At 53.1% G+C, this 17,981-nt stretch carries 16 protein-coding genes and 2 pseudogenes; 10 read left to right on the top strand and 8 right to left on the bottom strand.

What is annotated here, in order from left to right; translation table 11 throughout:
* Window positions 1-41 precede the first annotated feature (41 nt).
* From ABLU78_RS11395 to pspG, 3 genes are all read left to right on the top strand, one after another.
* A complete protein-coding gene (locus ABLU78_RS11395; RefSeq protein WP_015368759.1) occupies window positions 42-530 on the top strand; it encodes a cupin domain-containing protein in 489 nt (162 codons plus the stop codon).
* Window positions 531-632: 102 nt separating this feature from the next.
* On the top strand, window positions 633-1,631 hold the full coding sequence (dusA, locus tag ABLU78_RS11390) for a tRNA dihydrouridine(20/20a) synthase DusA (protein ID WP_020079874.1): 999 nt from the start codon (window positions 633-635) through the stop codon (window positions 1,629-1,631).
* Window positions 1,632-1,784: 153 nt separating this feature from the next.
* A complete protein-coding gene (gene pspG, locus ABLU78_RS11385; protein WP_015368757.1) occupies window positions 1,785-2,027 on the top strand; it encodes an envelope stress response protein PspG in 243 nt (80 codons plus the stop codon).
* 193 nt (window positions 2,028-2,220) lie between these two features.
* On the opposite strand, the gene ABLU78_RS11380 is transcribed toward pspG, so the two are convergent.
* Window positions 2,221-3,204 carry a quinone oxidoreductase gene (locus ABLU78_RS11380; RefSeq protein ID WP_047052938.1) on the bottom strand — a complete coding sequence of 328 codons (984 nt, stop codon included), beginning with the start codon at window positions 3,202-3,204 and terminating at the stop codon, window positions 2,221-2,223.
* 52 nt (window positions 3,205-3,256) lie between these two features.
* Here ABLU78_RS11380 and dnaB point away from each other — a divergent pair, with 52 nt between their 5' ends.
* From dnaB to ABLU78_RS11350, 6 genes are all read left to right on the top strand, one after another.
* On the top strand, window positions 3,257-4,672 hold the full coding sequence (gene dnaB, locus ABLU78_RS11375) for a replicative DNA helicase (protein WP_015368755.1): 1,416 nt from the start codon (window positions 3,257-3,259) through the stop codon (window positions 4,670-4,672).
* Window positions 4,673-4,703: 31 nt separating this feature from the next.
* Entirely contained in the window at window positions 4,704-5,783 is a 1,080-nt protein-coding gene (gene alr / locus ABLU78_RS11370) for an alanine racemase (protein ID WP_015704045.1), read from the top strand.
* Window positions 5,784-5,967: 184 nt separating this feature from the next.
* Window positions 5,968-7,161: an aromatic amino acid transaminase gene (gene tyrB, locus ABLU78_RS11365; RefSeq protein ID WP_048229779.1), complete on the top strand. Its 1,194-nt coding sequence runs from the start codon at window positions 5,968-5,970 to the stop codon at window positions 7,159-7,161.
* Between the two features lie 248 nt (window positions 7,162-7,409).
* Window positions 7,410-8,123 carry an acid phosphatase AphA gene (gene aphA, locus ABLU78_RS11360; RefSeq protein WP_015368752.1) on the top strand — a complete coding sequence of 238 codons (714 nt, stop codon included), beginning with the start codon at window positions 7,410-7,412 and terminating at the stop codon, window positions 8,121-8,123.
* Window positions 8,124-8,264: 141 nt separating this feature from the next.
* Complete coding sequence (locus tag ABLU78_RS11355; RefSeq protein ID WP_015368751.1) at window positions 8,265-8,681, top strand: secondary thiamine-phosphate synthase enzyme YjbQ; 417 nt, start codon at window positions 8,265-8,267, stop codon at window positions 8,679-8,681.
* Between the two features lie 3 nt (window positions 8,682-8,684).
* Window positions 8,685-9,038: an MmcQ/YjbR family DNA-binding protein gene (locus ABLU78_RS11350; protein WP_020079872.1), complete on the top strand. Its 354-nt coding sequence runs from the start codon at window positions 8,685-8,687 to the stop codon at window positions 9,036-9,038.
* A gap of 1 nt (window position 9,039) precedes the next feature.
* On the opposite strand, the gene ABLU78_RS11345 is transcribed toward ABLU78_RS11350, so the two are convergent.
* From ABLU78_RS11345 to uvrA, 3 genes are all read right to left on the bottom strand, one after another.
* The gene (locus tag ABLU78_RS11345; protein ID WP_032713444.1) at window positions 9,040-9,357 is read right to left on the bottom strand and encodes a hypothetical protein; all 318 of its coding nucleotides are present in this window, start codon (window positions 9,355-9,357) and stop codon (window positions 9,040-9,042) included.
* The gene (locus ABLU78_RS11340; RefSeq protein ID WP_045362430.1) at window positions 9,357-9,764 is read right to left on the bottom strand and encodes a hypothetical protein; all 408 of its coding nucleotides are present in this window, start codon (window positions 9,762-9,764) and stop codon (window positions 9,357-9,359) included. Before ABLU78_RS11340 ends, ABLU78_RS11345 begins: the two co-directional genes overlap by 1 nt.
* A gap of 142 nt (window positions 9,765-9,906) precedes the next feature.
* Entirely contained in the window at window positions 9,907-12,732 is a 2,826-nt protein-coding gene (gene uvrA, locus ABLU78_RS11335) for an excinuclease ABC subunit UvrA (RefSeq protein WP_015368747.1), read from the bottom strand.
* 254 nt (window positions 12,733-12,986) lie between these two features.
* Between uvrA and ssb1 the strand changes: the two genes are divergently transcribed.
* Window positions 12,987-13,511, top strand: a complete 525-nt coding sequence (gene ssb1, locus ABLU78_RS11330; protein ID WP_015368746.1) for a single-stranded DNA-binding protein SSB1 — start codon at window positions 12,987-12,989, stop codon at window positions 13,509-13,511.
* 216 nt (window positions 13,512-13,727) lie between these two features.
* On the opposite strand, the pseudogene ABLU78_RS11325 reads toward ssb1, so the two are convergent.
* From ABLU78_RS11325 to ABLU78_RS11310, 4 genes and pseudogenes are all read right to left on the bottom strand, one after another.
* Window positions 13,728-13,965 (bottom strand): annotated as a pseudogene (locus ABLU78_RS11325) (IS630 family transposase); the annotation flags it as partial.
* Window positions 13,966-14,368: 403 nt separating this feature from the next.
* Window positions 14,369-14,986, bottom strand: a complete 618-nt coding sequence (locus ABLU78_RS11320) for a hypothetical protein (protein WP_226925591.1) — start codon at window positions 14,984-14,986, stop codon at window positions 14,369-14,371.
* 545 nt (window positions 14,987-15,531) lie between these two features.
* Window positions 15,532-15,755: pseudogene (locus tag ABLU78_RS11315) on the bottom strand (transposase); the annotation flags it as partial.
* A 247-nt stretch (window positions 15,756-16,002) separates the two neighbouring features.
* On the bottom strand, window positions 16,003-17,583 hold the full coding sequence (locus tag ABLU78_RS11310; protein WP_323806368.1) for a lytic transglycosylase F: 1,581 nt from the start codon (window positions 17,581-17,583) through the stop codon (window positions 16,003-16,005).
* Between the last annotated feature and the right edge of the window lie 398 nt (window positions 17,584-17,981).

Here is a 17,981-nt window from a genome sequence, read left to right as displayed (position 1 = left end):
GCTTTGCTATACCTGATGTATCTCATTTTCGGGAGAAAACGATGAAACGACCTGATTGCATTCGACATTGGCGCGAACTGGAAGGTGCGGATGATTCCACCTACCCCGATAGTCACGAGCTTTTTTCTATTGGCGCGCCTCTTGCCCGCGGCCTACGGCTAAATCGGCTGGGCATCCATCATGAACGTTTACCGCCGGGACGCAGAACCTCTTATCCGCACGCGGAAAGCGATGAAGAAGAATTCATCTACGTGCTGGAAGGCTTTCCGGAAGTCTGGATCAATGGCTATTTATGGAAGCTGGAGCCGGGCGATAGCGTCGGCTTTCCGGCGGGAACTGGCGTATGTCATACCTTCCTGAATAATACCGAGCAGGAGGTGCGACTGCTGGTCGTTGGCGAGGCGAATAAAAAGCACAACCGTATTTACTATCCGCTGAACCCGGGCTATGCCGCGACTCGCCAGGACCGTTGGGTGGATCACCCTCCGCAGTTCTTTGGCCCGCACGACGGTAAACCGCGTAAAATATAGGCCACATTTTGACCATGGCGCGTGGCGTTCGACTCTATGCGCCGTGGTTTGTGTTTGTGCTATAGTAGCGCCCCTTTTTACCCGGATGCTTATTTATTCGCCATGATGCCAGAATCCACGTCTACCGCTTTTGCCGCCCACCGTTTTTCTATCGCGCCCATGCTTGATTGGACCGACAGACATTGCCGCTATTTCCTGCGTCTGCTGTCGCGCCATACTCTGCTGTATACCGAAATGGTCACCACCGGCGCGATTATTCACGGTAAAGGCGACTATCTGGCCTATAGCGAGGAAGAACATCCGGTAGCGCTGCAGTTGGGCGGTAGCGATCCTGCGGCATTGGCGCAATGCGCAAAGCTTGCCGAAGCGCGCGGCTATGACGAGATTAACCTCAACGTCGGCTGCCCCTCTGACCGCGTGCAGAACGGGATGTTTGGCGCTTGTCTGATGGGTAATGCCGCGCTGGTGGCGGACTGCATCAAAGCGATGCGCGACGTGGTGTCGATCCCGGTAACGGTAAAAACCCGTATTGGCATTGACGATCGGGATAGCTATGAATTCCTGTGTGATTTCATTGAGACCGTCTCCGGCAAAGGGGAGTGTGAAATGTTCATCATTCACGCCCGTAAAGCCTGGCTTTCCGGCCTGAGCCCGAAAGAGAACCGTGAAATCCCGCCGCTGGATTATCCGCGCGTCTGGCAACTGAAACGTGATTTTCCGCATCTGACGATGGCGATTAACGGCGGAATTAAATCTCTGGCAGAGGCCAAACTGCAGCTTGAGCACATGGATGGCGTGATGGTGGGGCGTGAAGCCTATCAAAATCCGGGCATTCTGGCTTCGGTGGATCGTGAGATTTTCGGCGTCGACGGCGCGGATGCCGATCCGGTGGCGGTGGTGCGCGCAATGTACCCCTATATCGAGCGTGAGCTCAGCAACGGTACCTATCTGGGTCATATCACCCGCCATATGCTGGGATTGTTCCAGGGGATCCCCGGCGCGCGTCAGTGGCGCCGCTATCTCAGCGAAAACGCCCACAAAGCGGGCGCCGATATCAACGTGCTGGAGCACGCGCTGAAGCTGGTTGCCGATAAGCGTTAATTTTTTCGCTAAAACCTGGTCTTTTTCGCCACGCCCTGCGCTATTGCTGCAGGGCGTTTTGTTTTAATTCAATGAGTTATACCTGGCATGATTCTTGAAAATGACTCTTGAAATAGCTAATCAGCTATCTGGTTATTTTTTCGGGAGAAGACCATGCTGGAACTCTTATTTGTTATTGGCTTTTTTGTCATGTTGCTGGTCACCGGCATCTCGCTGCTTGGCATTATTGCCGCGCTGGTTGTCGCCACGGCGCTGATGTTCTTCGGCGGCCTGTTCGCATTAATGTTTAAACTGCTACCCTGGCTGCTGCTGGCGGTGGCTGTCGTATGGGTCATTCGGGCGATGAAATCGCCGACGACCACCCGCTATCGTCGTGAAGATCGCTGGCGCTATTAAGCCAACATTTTGGGTATTGAGCGGTATGTCACAACCTGAGTAATTTTGCATAAAACAGCGTAGGCATTGCGTATTAAATCTGTCACTATTAGCGCGATAACGAATTCATCGCGCTGTACCCTACATACAGCCGAACAAAAAAAGTCAGGGCCTCCGTCAGGAGGCCCTAAACTTTTCTGGCGATCTCACCCCGTTACGGCAGCAGCAGGCTCGACCCCTCGGTCACCCGGCTTTCCAGAATCTCATGCGCGCGCCGGGCGTCACGCAGGGCGTATTTCTGATTATCCGTGACATCGACCTTGATCACGCCGCTGGCGATCAGCGAAAACAGTTCATTGCTGGCTTCCGTTAGCTCTTCCCGGTTGGTGATGTAGCCTTGCAGAGAAGGGCGGGTCACATAGAGTGAGCCTTTCTGATTGAGGATACCCAAATTCACGCCGGTTACCGGGCCAGATGAATTGCCGAAGCTGACCATCAGCCCACGCCGCTGAAGACAATCGAGCGAGGCCTCCCAGGTATCTTTACCTACGGAATCGTAAACCACGGCGACTTTTTTGCCGCCGGTCAGCGCCTTGACGCGCTCGGCAATATTCTCTTCGCGGTAGTTAATGGTTTCCCAGGCGCCGGCCTGCCGGGCGCGCTGCGCTTTTTGCTCGCTGCCGACGGTGCCGATAAGTTTCGCCCCCAGCGCTTTCGCCCATTGGCAGGCAATCAGCCCCACGCCGCCCGCCGCCGCATGGAACAGGAAGGTCTCGTTGGCTTTTATTTCATAGGTTTTGCGCAGCAGATACCATACCGTCAATCCTTTAAGAAACGAGGCGGCGGCCTGCTCAAAGGAAATCGCATTCGGTAAAATTGCCGCTTTATCGGCATGCACGTTATGCACCGAGCTATAAGCGCCAAGCGCGGCCTGGGCGTACACCACCCGATCGCCAACCTTGATATGTTTAACGCCGCTGCCGATTTTACTGACGATACCGGCGGCTTCGGTGCCCAAACCGCTCGGCAGCGAGGGCGGCGGATACAGGCCGCTGCGGATGTAGGTGTCGATGTAGTTGATACCGATGGCTTTATTTTCTACCTGGATTTCGTGCTCGGCAGGATCGTTGGGGGTAAACTCGACCGCATGCAGCACCTCGGGGCCTCCATGCGCGGGAAATTCAATTCGTGTTGCCATGTGAACTCCTTTATAATTTTGTGTCTCTCATTTACAGGTAACTCCATTCACTATGGCAGGAAATAAACCCTTCAACAAACCACAGACAGAACCTCGCGAACGCGATCCGCAGCTCGCCGGGTTGAAAGTCCCGCCGCACTCGATTGAAGCGGAACAGTCGGTGTTGGGCGGTTTAATGCTGGATAACGAGCGCTGGGACGACGTCGCCGAAAGGGTGGTGTCGGAAGATTTCTATACCCGTCCGCATCGTCATATCTTTACCGAGATGGCGCGCCTGCAAGAGTCAGGTAGCCCGATTGACCTGATCACCCTCGCCGAATCGCTTGAGCGTCAGGGGCAACTGGATAGCGTTGGCGGCTTCGCCTATCTGGCCGAGCTCTCCAAAAATACGCCAAGCGCGGCGAACATCAGCGCCTATGCCGACATCGTGCGCGAACGCGCAGTGGTGCGTGAAATGATTTCGGTGGCCAACGAAATCGCCGAAGCCGGTTTCGACCCCCAGGGGCGCACCAGCGAGGATCTGCTGGATCTGGCGGAATCGCGGGTATTTAAAATTGCCGAAAGCCGCGCCAACAAAGATGAAGGGCCGAAGAACATCGCCGATGTGCTCGATGCCACCGTCGCCCGTATTGAGCAGCTGTTCCAACAGCCGCACGATGGCGTCACCGGGGTGAATACCGGCTATGACGACCTCAACAAAAAGACCGCCGGGTTACAGCCTTCGGATCTGATTATCGTCGCCGCGCGTCCTTCGATGGGTAAGACGACATTTGCGATGAACCTCGTGGAAAATGCGGCGATGCTGCAGGATAAACCGGTATTAATCTTCAGTCTGGAGATGCCCTCCGAGCAGATCATGATGCGTTCTCTGGCCTCGCTATCGCGCGTCGATCAGACTCGTATCCGTACCGGCCAGCTGGACGATGAAGACTGGGCGCGTATCTCCGGCACTATGGGTATCTTGCTGGAAAAACGGAACATTTATATTGATGATTCCTCCGGCCTGACGCCGACGGAAGTGCGTTCGCGCGCCCGGCGTATCGCCCGCGAGCACGGCGGTATCGGCCTTATCATGATCGACTACCTGCAGCTGATGCGCGTACCGTCGCTCTCCGACAACCGTACTCTGGAGATCGCCGAAATCTCCCGCTCGCTGAAGGCGCTGGCAAAAGAGTTGCAGGTGCCGGTGGTGGCGCTGTCGCAGCTGAACCGCTCTCTGGAACAGCGCGCCGATAAACGCCCGGTCAACTCCGACCTGCGTGAATCCGGCTCTATTGAACAGGATGCCGACTTAATCATGTTCATCTACCGTGATGAGGTTTATCACGAGAACAGCGATTTAAAAGGTATTGCTGAAATTATCATTGGTAAACAACGTAACGGCCCGATCGGTACAGTACGACTGACCTTTAACGGCCAGTGGTCGCGTTTCGATAATTATGCCGGCCCTCAGTATGACGATGAGTAAACCTCAGTCTGTCTTTTTTTAAGGAATTCAAATGCAAGCGGCAACTGTAGTTATCAACCGCCGCGCTCTGCGACACAACCTGCAACGCCTGCGTGAACTGGCTCCTGCCAGCAAACTGGTTGCGGTGGTGAAAGCGAACGCCTACGGACACGGCCTTCTTGAGACCGCGCGAACGCTGACCGACGCCGATGCCTTCGGCGTCGCCCGCCTGGAGGAGGCGCTGCGCCTGCGTGAAGGGGGTATTACCCAACCGATATTGCTGCTGGAAGGTTTCTTTGAAGCGGCGGATCTGGCGCTGATTTCCGCGCAGCGCCTGCATACCGTGGTACATAGCCCGGAACAGCTGGCGGCGCTCGAACAAGCGGAACTGGCCGAACCGGTTACCGTCTGGATGAAGCTGGATACCGGTATGCATCGCCTTGGCGTACTGCCGGAACAGGCCGAAGCGTTTTATCAGCGGCTAAGCCGGTGCAAAAATGTCCGCCAGCCGGTGAATATCGTCAGCCATTTCGCTCGCGCCGATGAGCCTGAATGCGGCGCGACCGAGCGTCAGCTGGATATTTTCACCACCTTTACCGAAGGTAAGCCGGGGCTGCGTTCTATTGCCGCCTCGGGCGGGATCCTGCTGTGGCCGCAGTCGCATTTCGACTGGGCGCGGCCGGGCATCATTCTCTATGGCGTTTCGCCGCTGGAGAACCACTCTACCGGTGAGGATTTCGGCTGCCTGCCGGTCATGTCGCTGACCTCCAGCCTGATTGCGGTGCGCGAGCATAAAGCCGGGGAGCCGGTGGGCTACGGCGGCACCTGGATTAGCGAGCGCGATACCCGCCTCGGCGTCGTGGCGATGGGCTATGGCGATGGCTATCCACGCGCCGCGCCCTCCGGCACGCCGGTGCTGGTCAACGGCCGCGAAGTGCCGATAGTCGGCCGCGTGGCGATGGATATGATTTGCGTTGACCTCGGCCCTCAGGCGCAGGATCAAGCCGGCGATCCGGTTGTGTTATGGGGAGAAGGGCTCCCCGTTGAGCGCATCGCGGAAATAACGAAAGTGAGTGCTTACGAACTTATCACTCGCCTGACCTCCAGGCTGGCTATCCGTTACCTCGACTAACTACGGTCAGTGGCATATTTCCCCGATTACGCTACGCTTATCGGGGTAATGAGCAGGGGCGGCGCGCGGCGTCGCCCATGTTTGCAGCGATCTTTGTCGATAACTTACCAACATCCCCTCGACCTTCCCCAACTTCCGGTTTATTGTGTAAATACCTGCTTTCGTAAACCTGGAGATACATCTCGTGTTTCAAAAAGTTGACGCCTACGCCGGCGACCCCATTCTCTCCTTGATGGAGCGTTTCAAAGAAGATCCGCGTAGTGACAAAGTGAACCTCAGCATCGGTCTTTACTACAACGAAGACGGCATTATTCCGCAACTACAGGCCGTGGCGGATGCCGAAGCACGACTCAATGCCCAGCCGCACGGCGCCTCGCTGTATCTGCCGATGGAAGGTCTCAATAGCTACCGCCACGCCATTGCGCCGCTGTTATTTGGTGCCGACCATCCGGTGCTGAAACAAAACCGCGTAGCATCAATTCAAACCCTGGGTGGCTCCGGCGCGCTAAAGGTTGGCGCCGATTTCCTTAAACGCTACTTCCCACCGTCTCGCGTATGGGTTAGCGACCCGACTTGGGAAAACCACATCGCCATATTTGAAGGGGCTGGATTCGAAGTAAGTACTTACCCATGGTTCGATGATGAGACCAACGGCGTACGTTTTGAAGCCTTCCTCGCCAAACTACAGACGCTCCCTGAGCGCGATATCGTGCTGCTGCATCCATGTTGCCACAACCCAACGGGCGCCGATTTGAGCAACGCACAGTGGGATGAAGTTGTTAAGGTGTTGAAAGCACGTAATTTAATTCCTTTCCTCGATATTGCCTATCAGGGCTTTGGCGCCGGTATGGAAGACGATGCCTACGCTATCCGCGCGATTGCCAGCGCCGGCCTGCCGATGCTGGTCAGCAACTCATTCTCCAAAATCTTCTCGTTGTACGGCGAACGCGTCGGCGGCCTGTCAATCGTCTGCGATGATGCTGAAACCGCTGGCCGCGTGCTGGGTCAGTTGAAAGCGACGGTGCGTCGTAACTACTCCAGCCCGCCTAATTTTGGCGCGCAGGTGGTGGCGGCAGTATTGAACGACCCGGCGCTGAAAGCCTCATGGCTGGCGGAAGTGGAAGCTATGCGTACCCGCATCCTGGCGATGCGTCAGACGCTGGTGGATGCGCTGAAAGAGGCCGTTCCCGGCAAAAACTTTGACTACCTGCTGAAGCAGCGCGGCATGTTTAGCTACACCGGATTGAGCGCGGCACAGGTAGATCGTCTACGCGAAGAGTTTGGCGTTTACCTGATTGCCAGCGGCCGGATGTGCGTGGCGGGACTTAACTCGCGTAACGTCCAGCGTGTCGCCCAGGCGTTTGCTGCCGTAATGTAAGTGCTTACTTACTAATTTGCCCTCGCCAGCGTTAAGGCGAGGGTAGTATTACCTCTGAAGTGTGATCATGCTCTTTTTATATGACATTTGAGCAGAAAATCCTTTCTATCTATGTGGTCAGGCGTTAAGGTCTTGGGGCATTAATGCGCTCACTCATTATTAAAAATAATAACGAATCGATTATTTAGACCCAAAATAACTCAGGTTGCCGCTAAGCGGCCTGGCGCATGAGGGGCATAGGGATAAATATGCGTAAGTTAACTTTGGCCATTAGCGCCACTTGTCTGTTGTTTGCTCTGAATAGCTCCGTTGTCGCTCGCGCGTCCACTCCACAGCCCATTTGGGAAGGGACGAATGTTGCGAAACTCGCCGAACAGGCGCCGATCCATTGGGTATCGGTGGCGCAAATCGAAAATAGCCTGCTGGGCCGCGCGCCGATGGCGGTGGGTTTCGATATCGATGATACCGTGTTATTTTCCAGCCCCGGTTTCTGGCGCGGGCAAAAAACCTATTCTCCCGGCAGCGAAGCCTATCTGAAGAACCCGGAGTTCTGGGAAAAGATGAATAACGGCTGGGACGAGTTCAGTATGCCGAAAGAAGTGGGCCGCCAGCTGATCGCGATGCATATTAAGCGCGGCGACAGCATCTACTTCGTCACCGGCCGCAGCCAGACCAAAACTGAGACCGTCTCCAAAACCCTGCAGGATGATTTCCTGATCCCCGGTGCTAACATGAACCCGGTGATTTTTGCCGGCGATAAGCCCGGCCAGAACACGAAAACTCAGTGGTTACGCGAGAAGAATATCAAAGTCTTCTACGGGGACTCTGACAACGATATCTCGGCGGCCCGCGATGCCGATGCGCGAGGAATTCGCGTGCTGCGTGCGGCAAACTCCTCCTATAAACCTTTGCCGATGGCCGGGTCGCAGGGGGAAGAGGTGATTGTGAATTCAGAATATTAAGGCGTGTGAAACGCAACGCATCTGAATACGAAAAGGCAGCCGCAGGCTGTCTTTTTTTTGTACGAATTTCAGCCTTTGAGGTTTTACCTTTTCGCTTCTTGCTGCAAACTTAGAAGGATTCACACATTACAGGAGTCGTTTATGTGGCATCAGCAAACCCTGACATTAGGCCCGAAATCTCGTGGTTTCCATCTGGTAACCAATGAAATTATTGGTCAAATCCGCGAACTCTCGCATATCAAGGTTGGCCTGCTGCATCTGTTACTCCAGCATACTTCCGCTTCCCTGACGTTGAATGAGAACTGCGATCCCACGGTGCGTTTTGATATGGAACAGCATTTTCTCAACGCCGTACCAGACAACGCGCCGTATGAACACGATTATGAAGGTCCTGATGATATGCCCTCGCACATTAAATCATCGCTGCTGGGCGTTTCCCTGATGTTGCCGGTGCAGAACGGCAACGTCATGTTAGGGACCTGGCAGGGGATCTGGCTGGGGGAGCATCGTATTCACGGCGGTTCGCGGCATATTGTCGCAACGCTCATGGGAGAATAAAAAATGACCATATCGGATCTACTGCAGTACTGCATGGCGAAGCCGGGCGCGGAGCAAAGTGTTCATAGCGACTGGAAAGCGACGCAAATCAAGGTCGCGGATGTGTTATTCGCCATGGTGAAAGAGGTGGAGGATAAGCGGCCGGCCGTTGCGTTAAAGACCAGCCCGGAGCTTGCCGAGCTGCTGCGCGAACAACATCGCGATGTTCGCCCCAGCAGGCATCTGAATAAAGCTCACTGGAGCACGGTTTTCCTCGATGGCTCTCTGCCAGACTCGCAGATTTACTACCTGGTGGATGCTTCCTATCAACAGGCGGTCGACCTGCTGTCGGAGGATAAGCGGAGGCAGTTGGCCTAGCTTATAGCCTGCCAGCCAGCGCCAGCAGCGTGATATCGAGCAGCCGTAACAACGTCGCCTGCAGCTGCGCCTGACGCGCGATGCTCTGGTTGTTGGCGCGAATGCGGGCAATATCGCGCTGACCTTCCAGCAGTAGCCGTAGATCGTCTTCGGTCAGCCAGCCCTGAGCTTTTTGCTGCAATGCCTGTAGCAAAAAGATGGCGCTATCGCGTACTTCGCGCTGCTCATCGCCAAGTACTCTATTCAGTAATGGCATCCATTCGGCGCTATTAATCGCGCAAGCGGACAACAGCGTGCGAATCTCCATGGTTGTCGGCATTATTCCCTCCCTGTACGCTGACATTCGCCAGCGATAGCCTGTTGATAAAGATAAATGGTCTGCCGCGTTAAATATTGCGCTTCGGCAGGGGTAAAGGGCGCGCCCCGCATCTGGCGATGGGCGTATACGCGCAGATAGTTACCTTCAAGTAGCTTGAAATTTTCCTGACGCAGCGAGTCGCCTTGGGCGATCGCCTGCGTGAACTGCTGGCGAATCTGTTCATCTTCCTTGTTCAATTGTTGATCGTCCTGCGTCGCTGCGGTGGCGATGAACTGCAAATGCAACTGTTTGAGTGTGAGCAATTGCTGATAGGCCGTATCGCTGTAGCGGCCAACCCATGAGCAGGCGCTTAACGTACATAGCGCGGCGGCGATGATAAATAACGGAATGAGGCGTGGTACTCGCATAGTTTTCCCGGCATCGGTGGGCGATAGCGACTATCAGACGCCAGAGTGAGCGCTCCGGGCAAATCACGAAGTCTCAGCGTGAAAAAATGAGATGAAATGAGATGAAATGAGGCCTCTTCCGTGAAGGAAGAGGCCTGAGAGATTACTTCAGCAAGGGCTTCAGGAAGCGCGCCGTGTGTGAGGCTTCACATTCGGCAACGGTTTCCGGCGTGCCGGAAACGAGAATTTCCCCACCGCCGCTACCGCCTTCCGGGCCTAGGTCGACAATCCAGTCGGCGGTTTTAATAACGTCGAGGTTGTGCTCAATGACCACGATGGTATTGCCCTGATCGCGTAGCTGATGCAGCACGTCCAGCAGCTGCTGAATATCGGCGAAATGCAGACCGGTGGTCGGTTCATCAAGGATATATAGCGTCTGGCCGGTACCGCGCTTGGAGAGTTCGCGCGCCAGCTTCACGCGCTGGGCTTCACCGCCGGAGAGCGTGGTTGCCGACTGGCCGAGACGAATATAGGTCAGACCAACATCCATCAGGGTTTGCAGCTTACGCGCCAGCGCCGGCACGGCATCAAAGAATTCGCGCGCTTCTTCGATGGTCATATCCAGCACTTCGTGGATAGTTTTGCCTTTGTACTTAATTTCCAGCGTTTCGCGGTTATAGCGTTTGCCTTTGCACTGGTCACACGGCACGTAGATATCCGGCAGGAAGTGCATCTCAACCTTGATCACTCCGTCGCCCTGGCAGGCTTCGCAGCGGCCGCCGCGGACGTTAAAACTGAAGCGGCCCGGCGTATAGCCGCGTGAACGTGATTCCGGAACACCGGCGAACAGTTCGCGCACCGGCGTAAACACGCCGGTATAGGTTGCCGGGTTTGAACGTGGCGTACGGCCAATCGGGCTCTGGTCGATATCGATGACTTTATCGAAGTGCTCCAGCCCCTGAACATCGCGATACGGCGCAGGCTCGGCAATCGTCGCGCCGTTCAACTGGCGCTGGGCGATGGGGAACAGGGTATCGTTAATCAGCGTTGATTTACCGGAACCGGAAACGCCGGTAATGCAGGTAAACAGGCCGACAGGCAACGTTAGCGTCACATCCTTGAGGTTATTGCCCCGTGCGCCGGTCAGTTTCAGCACTTTTTCCGGATCGGCGGCGACGCGCTGTTTCGGCACTTCGATTTTGCGTTTACCGCTCATGTACTGCCCGGTGAGCGATTCTGGTACCGCCATAATGGCGTCCAGCGGCCCTTCGGCCACCACCTGGCCGCCGTGAACCCCAGCGCCGGGGCCGATGTCGATCACGTGGTCGGCGGCGCGAATGGCGTCTTCGTCATGTTCAACGACAATGACCGTGTTGCCCAGATTACGCAGGTGGATAAGCGTACCGAGCAGGCGTTCGTTATCACGCTGGTGCAGGCCGATGGAGGGCTCATCCAGCACGTACATCACGCCAACCAGCCCCGCGCCAATCTGGCTCGCCAGACGAATACGCTGCGCTTCACCGCCGGAGAGCGTCTCCGCCGAACGAGAGAGCGTCAGGTAGTTCAGACCGACGTTGACGAGGAATTTCAGACGATCGCCAATCTCTTTCAGCACTTTCTCAGCGATTTGCGCCCGCTGCCCGGACAGCTTCAGGTTGTTGAAGAAGTCCATCGCGTGGCCGATGCTCATATCGGAAATGGTCGGCAGCGGTGTGTTCTCCACAAACACGTGGCGCGCTTCGCGGCGCAGACGTGTGCCTTCGCAGCTGGCGCACGGACGGTTGCTGATGAATTTCGCCAGCTCTTCGCGCACCGCGCTGGATTCCGTCTCTTTGTAACGGCGCTCCATGTTGTGCAGCACGCCTTCAAACGGATGGCGGCGTACTGACGTGTCGCCGCGGTCGTTCATGTATTTGAATTCAATATTCTCTTTACCTGAACCGTACAGCACGACTTTCTGAACATTAGCGCTGAGGGTGCCCCAGGGCGCTTCGACATCAAACTTATAGTGATCCGCCAGCGACTTCAGCATCTGGAAATAGTAGAAGTTGCGGCGATCCCAGCCGCGGATGGCGCCGCCAGCCAGCGATAGCTCCGGATTCTGAATCACCCGATCGGGATCGAAATACTGTTGAACGCCAAGGCCGTCGCAGGTCGGGCAGGCCCCTGCCGGGTTGTTGAAGGAGAACAGACGCGGCTCCAGTTCGCGCATGCTATAGCCGCAAATCGGGCAAGCGAAGTTCGCCGAGAACAGCAGTTCTTCCGCTTTACTGTCATCCATGTTGGAAACAATGGCGGTGCCGCCTGAGAGCTCCAGCGCGGTTTCGAAAGACTCCGCCAGACGCTGCGCCAGATCGTCACGTACTTTGAAGCGATCGATAACCACTTCGATCGTGTGTTTCTTTTGCAGCTCTAACTTCGGCGGATCCGAAAGATCGCAGACTTCGCCATCGATCCGCGCGCGAATGTAGCCCTGGCTGGCAAGGTTTTCCAGCGTTTTGGTGTGCTCGCCCTTACGCTCTTTAATAATGGGCGCCAGCAGCATCAGGCGCTGACCTTCCGGCTGTGAGAGCACGTTATCGACCATCTGGCTGACGGTTTGCGCGGCCAGCGGGACGTCGTGGTCCGGGCAACGCGGTTCGCCGACGCGGGCGTACAGCAGTCGCAGATAGTCGTGGATTTCAGTAATGGTGCCTACCGTCGAACGCGGGTTGTGGGAGGTCGATTTCTGTTCGATAGAAATCGCCGGCGACAGCCCTTCGATATGATCGACGTCCGGTTTCTCCATCAGCGACAGGAACTGTCGCGCATAGGCGGAGAGCGATTCGACGTAGCGACGCTGGCCTTCGGCGTACAGGGTGTCGAAAGCGAGTGAGGATTTGCCAGACCCAGAAAGCCCGGTGACGACAATGAGTTTGTCGCGCGGGATGACGAGGTTGATGTTTTTGAGATTATGGGTGCGGGCGCCCCGAACTTCGATCTTATCCATTCACCTTTCCCGGTAGGTAGATACACGGATTGCCTGGTTTGTTTGAAGGACAAACGGCAGAAACGGCTAATTATGACACAACTTAACCTGTCTGGATATACAGTATTGGAATGGCGCTGCAGTAAGAGGGTGAAAAATTGCATAGCGGCGGGATGTTTTCTGGAATTGGCTTCGCAGCTATCAAATTGCCCCTTTGTGGTGTTAGAATTCCCGGTTTACACTTATACAAAACGTATTATTCAGGAGATTCGATCATGGCCAGCAGAGGCGTAAACAAGGTGATTCTCGTCGGTAATCTGGGGCAGGACCCGGAAGTACGCTACATGCCAAGTGGCGGCGCTGTCGCCAACTTCACGCTGGCAACTTCCGAATCCTGGCGCGATAAGCAAACCGGCGAAATGAAAGAGCAGACTGAATGGCACCGCGTTGTGTTGTTCGGCAAACTAGCGGAAGTCGCTGGCGAATACCTGCGTAAAGGTTCTCAGGTTTATATCGAAGGCCAGCTGCGCACCCGTAAATGGACCGATCAGTCCGGTCAGGACAAGTACACCACTGAAATCGTGGTAAACGTCGGCGGCACCATGCAGATGCTGGGCGGCCGTCAGGGCGGCGGCGCACCGGCAGGCGGCGGCCAGCAGCAGGGCGGTTGGGGTCAGCCTCAGCAGCCGCAGGGCGGCAACCAGTTCAGCGGCGGCGCGCAGTCTCGTCCGCAGCAGCAGGCCCCGGCAGCGCCATCTAACGAACCGCCGATGGACTTCGACGACGATATTCCGTTCTAAGTGCGCAGTTTTTCTTTCTAAATCAAATGATTAACTCAATATTCTGAGTTAATCATGGGTTGTTGGAAAGCCTATTGCAAGCCTGACTTATCCTTACCCAGTAATGGGTTTGAACCTCGAAAGAGGGAGGGGAGTGTAGCATGTCAGGAAAAGGCTGGTTGCGGGGAAATAACCTACTTTGCGCCAGCCATTGCAAGTCCTATATGGTTAACCGCTCACATGTTTCACCCATGGTGAGTATACCGATTGATAAACTATCCAGGATTTCGGGTTCGCTTTCAGCCAGTTTCGTGTTTTCTCACTCTTGTGAATAATAAAGTTATCCAAGATAAGCGTTATCGTTTTTGCCCGGCGATACGTCGCTTTCAGATGTTCCCACAGGCTGATAATTAATACTACTGCCGCTCACGTAGCTGACCTTTCCTGAACTGCTGTGCAACGCCCCTGCCAGATAATCTTATTCAAGAAAATGAATACGGGAATTGCAGCATTGGATAAAGGACTCAGTATGTTGAGTGGCCAAGTTTCAAAACAGGAGGATTATTAGTTAATTGCCGACTTAGCCTAAATAAAACGGCTACACAATATTTCTAAGCCTGGAGGTATTTAACGAATTCGAATCAATGTTTTCGGGAAGAGATAATAATGCAGCAAAGATATGCGACTTCTATCTACAGATAACCACTAATACCATTTGTTGTATTTTATATAGACAATAGAAACAATGACTATCCACAGGGCGCTCAGTATTGCCGCGTAATTTGGGATAAAACGCACAAAAATATAAATCCCCGCGACAATAAGAACGGCAGGTATCAGGTAGAAAAATGACTGAATAAGCCACAGGAACGCACGCTTCATTTTCTCAAGATCTCATATAAAGCATCACCGATTTTTTCTTCGTTATTATCTCCAGAATTTATTTGATAAATTATCTCCGACATTTGCGGCTCAATAAGAAAATAAAGCATTTCAATATTTTCTTTATACAGTGCTTGATAGTAAGCAGGATCCTGAAACTTGAGACTGTTAGCTGCGGATGCGGCTATCTGTGCTTTAGCATAGAGCGTTGTTCCGTTCACAAACCATGCCGAAAAGGAATTAACGAGTTTGATATGGGTCTGTTTAAAATCCCTGCTGCTAATGACTAAATTAGCAATGGTAAGTGACAGCGCTAACTTGCTGGCTTTAACTGATGAATGTTCTGCTGCTTTGCCTAACAATTTTTGAATGTGGGCTACGAGGCTATTGCTTTTTTGCTCGCCGAGCCTGGTAAGAGTTTTCCGAAAATATATTTCAACCATGTCCAGAGTGACATCGCCTCTGTCATAAATTTCACCTAAGGCCATAACCAATCGTTTGTCCTCTCGCCATGTGTCACGGCAGGAACTGCGATAGTATTCGTCTGGCATAAGGCATGCGCTATAATTGACTAGCCGCTCTGCGCCTGGTTTCACCTTTTCGATTGTAGACATATGGTTGGCGTGCATGTTTCTTAATGACTTTGTTAATGTAATAGCTAATTGCTTGTTTGATTACATTTTCAATTGCAAATAGGTTTGTGCCATTTTATATAGCCTTGCTGTATCATTATCATTCAATAATTTATCATGGTTGCCAGAGAGGGCAAGAAGGAAGATGAGAAAAACAAAAAACTGCTGATTTATGTTCCAATTGTTATTATTTTCTTTCTCATTATACCGGAGATCATTTTACGTACATTGTCATCGGATCAGCTCGGGCGGGTTAGTGATTTCACTAGTCTGGGGGGCTGCTTAATCCCCTCCTTTCCCTGCTCATTTTTCTTGGACTTTTTTCCATCATTTTAGCTGTAATCACCGTGTCTGTAGTGGGTAAGATCTTCCGTTGGCTTTGTTGAATAGATCAGTTTTTGGGTAAGCATCCCCGTAGCGGTCGGGTTTTCTGGCAATATGCACGCTTTCTGGCATACCGACCTTTGTTATTTTGTTCAATGCACGCACTATGACCAGAGCCTCAGCTACCTGAGCATCGTAATCGCGCAGCGCAGGGAAAAGTCCATTAGGGCAAAAATGGAATCGATAAATCCCTGTACAGTCCGCAGAATCAGCCGGAATACACGTTTAATCACCAGAACAGTGGTGATGGCGAGATCAGAATAGCGCTGAGGTCGCCCCGTGATGACGGTGTTGCAGCTTCGTACCATGCCTTAACCACTTCATCGTCCAGCCAGAAGGTGATGGAGATACGGTTGGGGGAGGGCAATCATTCCATTAACGCCAGTTGCAGTTCAAAAATATAAAGTTTTCTCCATATAGCAGCATTAAAACCATTGAAAAATATTACAAAAGACAATTAAAAATAAATTAAAATAATGATTTAGATGTATTTTTATATTAAAGTTTAATTCACAGGTAATCAGAACCCTTTTAAGGTTTTCCTTATTACCTACTGCCTATGCAGTAAACCAACAAAAAGCCCCGAGTGTTCGGGGCTTTTTCGTTTTAGGCTCTCAGGTTGCCGGGGCCGAAGTTTCAGGAGCGGTTGACGGAACTGTGTCTGGCTGCGGCTTACCCGTTCCAGGCTCGGGTAGCGGCGCGGCGGTAGCTTTTTGTTTACGGGCGATATCATCCATAATCAGCCGATAGGCAATGTAGTATTTATAGATATTGCTGACGTAGGTCACCGTCTCAGCGCCGATCTTCTCTGCTGCGAGATTCTCGACGTTGCCAAACCAGATATTTGGGTCAAAACCGCGTTTTTGGGTTTCCGTACGTAGACGCGCGATGCGTGCCGGGCCGGCATTGTAAGAAGCAAACGAAAACAGCGCCTTATCAAGCGGCGTCATCGGTTGGTCACCATAGTAATGATCGATCATCCAGCGCATATACTTAACGCCGGCATGAATGTTGGGGTCGATTTTTTTGATATCACCAACCTTCAATTCCTTGCCGGTCGCGGGCATGACCTGCATCACGCCGATTGCGCCGACGTGGCTGCGTACCGATTGATTGAGCCGCGATTCCTGATATCCCTGGGCGGCCATCAGCAGCCAGTCGACATCATAGCGTTCGCCATATTTTCTAAAAATTTCCACCATCTGCAAAAACTTAGCGCGCTCTCTGTTGGCTGCGGCGTTTTTAACGTAGGTCGCGCTTTTCAGGTAGCGCAGCAGAATCATGTTTCCCAGGGTGCTGCCTTGACGATTATTTTTCACGAAATTATTCAGTACCGCGAGAAGCTGTGGGTTATCTTTGCGGACCGCCCAGGCGATGCTACCGCCATCCCGTAATACAATGTCGTCATGCACCTGAATTTTTGGAAACACCTGTTTCCAGAAAAGCGCCTTATGGCGATCCACTACGATCAGGGGAATCAGGCCGGCATTGAGCATTTCGAGAAGATCCTCATCTTCGAGCGCCTCTGGCGCTTCCTGCAGAATAACCGGCGGCAGCGACGCTTTAGCGAAGCGGGCGTTAAGCGTCTGCAAACTTTCGTAATAGCTGGAGGAGCGGCGGACAAACACGGTTTTACCGGAAAGCTGCTCCAGGTTTTTCACGTCGGGCGATGATGGCCCCGATACCAACAGTTCTTTGACATCGCTATAGAGCGGGGTGGTAAAGGCGACCTGCTCCTGACGCGACGAGGTAATCGTGAGATTGGCGGCGGCGATATCCCCCTTGCCTTCATTTAGCGCTTTGAACAGGTTATCCCGAGTGACCGGGATGAAAACGATCCGCACTTTGAGGTGTTTCTGCTTCAGCTTCTTCTCTTTTGCGAGTTGATTATTGAGATCTTTTTCTAAAGCGATGAAAAGATCGTGGGTAGCGCCGCGTTGGGTACCTTTGTCGATAAAAAAGAATGTCTTGCTGTAAGTCGTTAGCACTCGGATCGCCCGTCGGTTGATCATGTCGGGAAGATCGCCTTTTTGCGGCTGCATGATGTGATCCATATTGATAGCCAGTTCAGCTTTATCATTTTGCAACGGCGGCGGTTTTTCCGTCGAAGATACCGGGGCTGAGACGGCAAACAGTAAGGCGAGAAGGCAGGCGGAAAGCGTCGCCAGGCGACGCTGAAAACCGAAGATGTTCATGATGCGACACTCTGCAGGGAGATGGTTATATTTTAGACAATTCATACGCTCTCCCGCGTCTTTTTCTGCTTACCTCCATTGCGTCGGTACGGCGGAAGAGGTATTACCGTTTCCGCTATAATACAAAAGAAGGAGGTACGGCCCTCCCTGTAGAATATTTTTTATTTGTGATCGCTAATCACTTATTTAACCTGATGGACTATCAAAATGATATTTTTGTCTGTTATTTAAAATCTATTGTAAGGTTATTTATAGCCTCTGCATGGTTATGTTTTTTTAGTATTAATACAAAATTCGTATAAAGCCCGGATTAGCTTACTTCATGAGAGGTATGACCGATGTGTACCAGCCTCGTTCTATATCACACTATTAATAAGCTACCTTGCAGATAACGACCA

It is taken from the genome of Klebsiella sp. JN_Kp122 (assembly GCF_040062085.1).
GTDB lineage: Bacteria > Pseudomonadota > Gammaproteobacteria > Enterobacterales > Enterobacteriaceae > Klebsiella > Klebsiella aerogenes.
The sequence above is the reverse complement of the archived record's forward strand: the minus strand, read 5'-3'. Positions and strand labels throughout refer to the sequence as shown.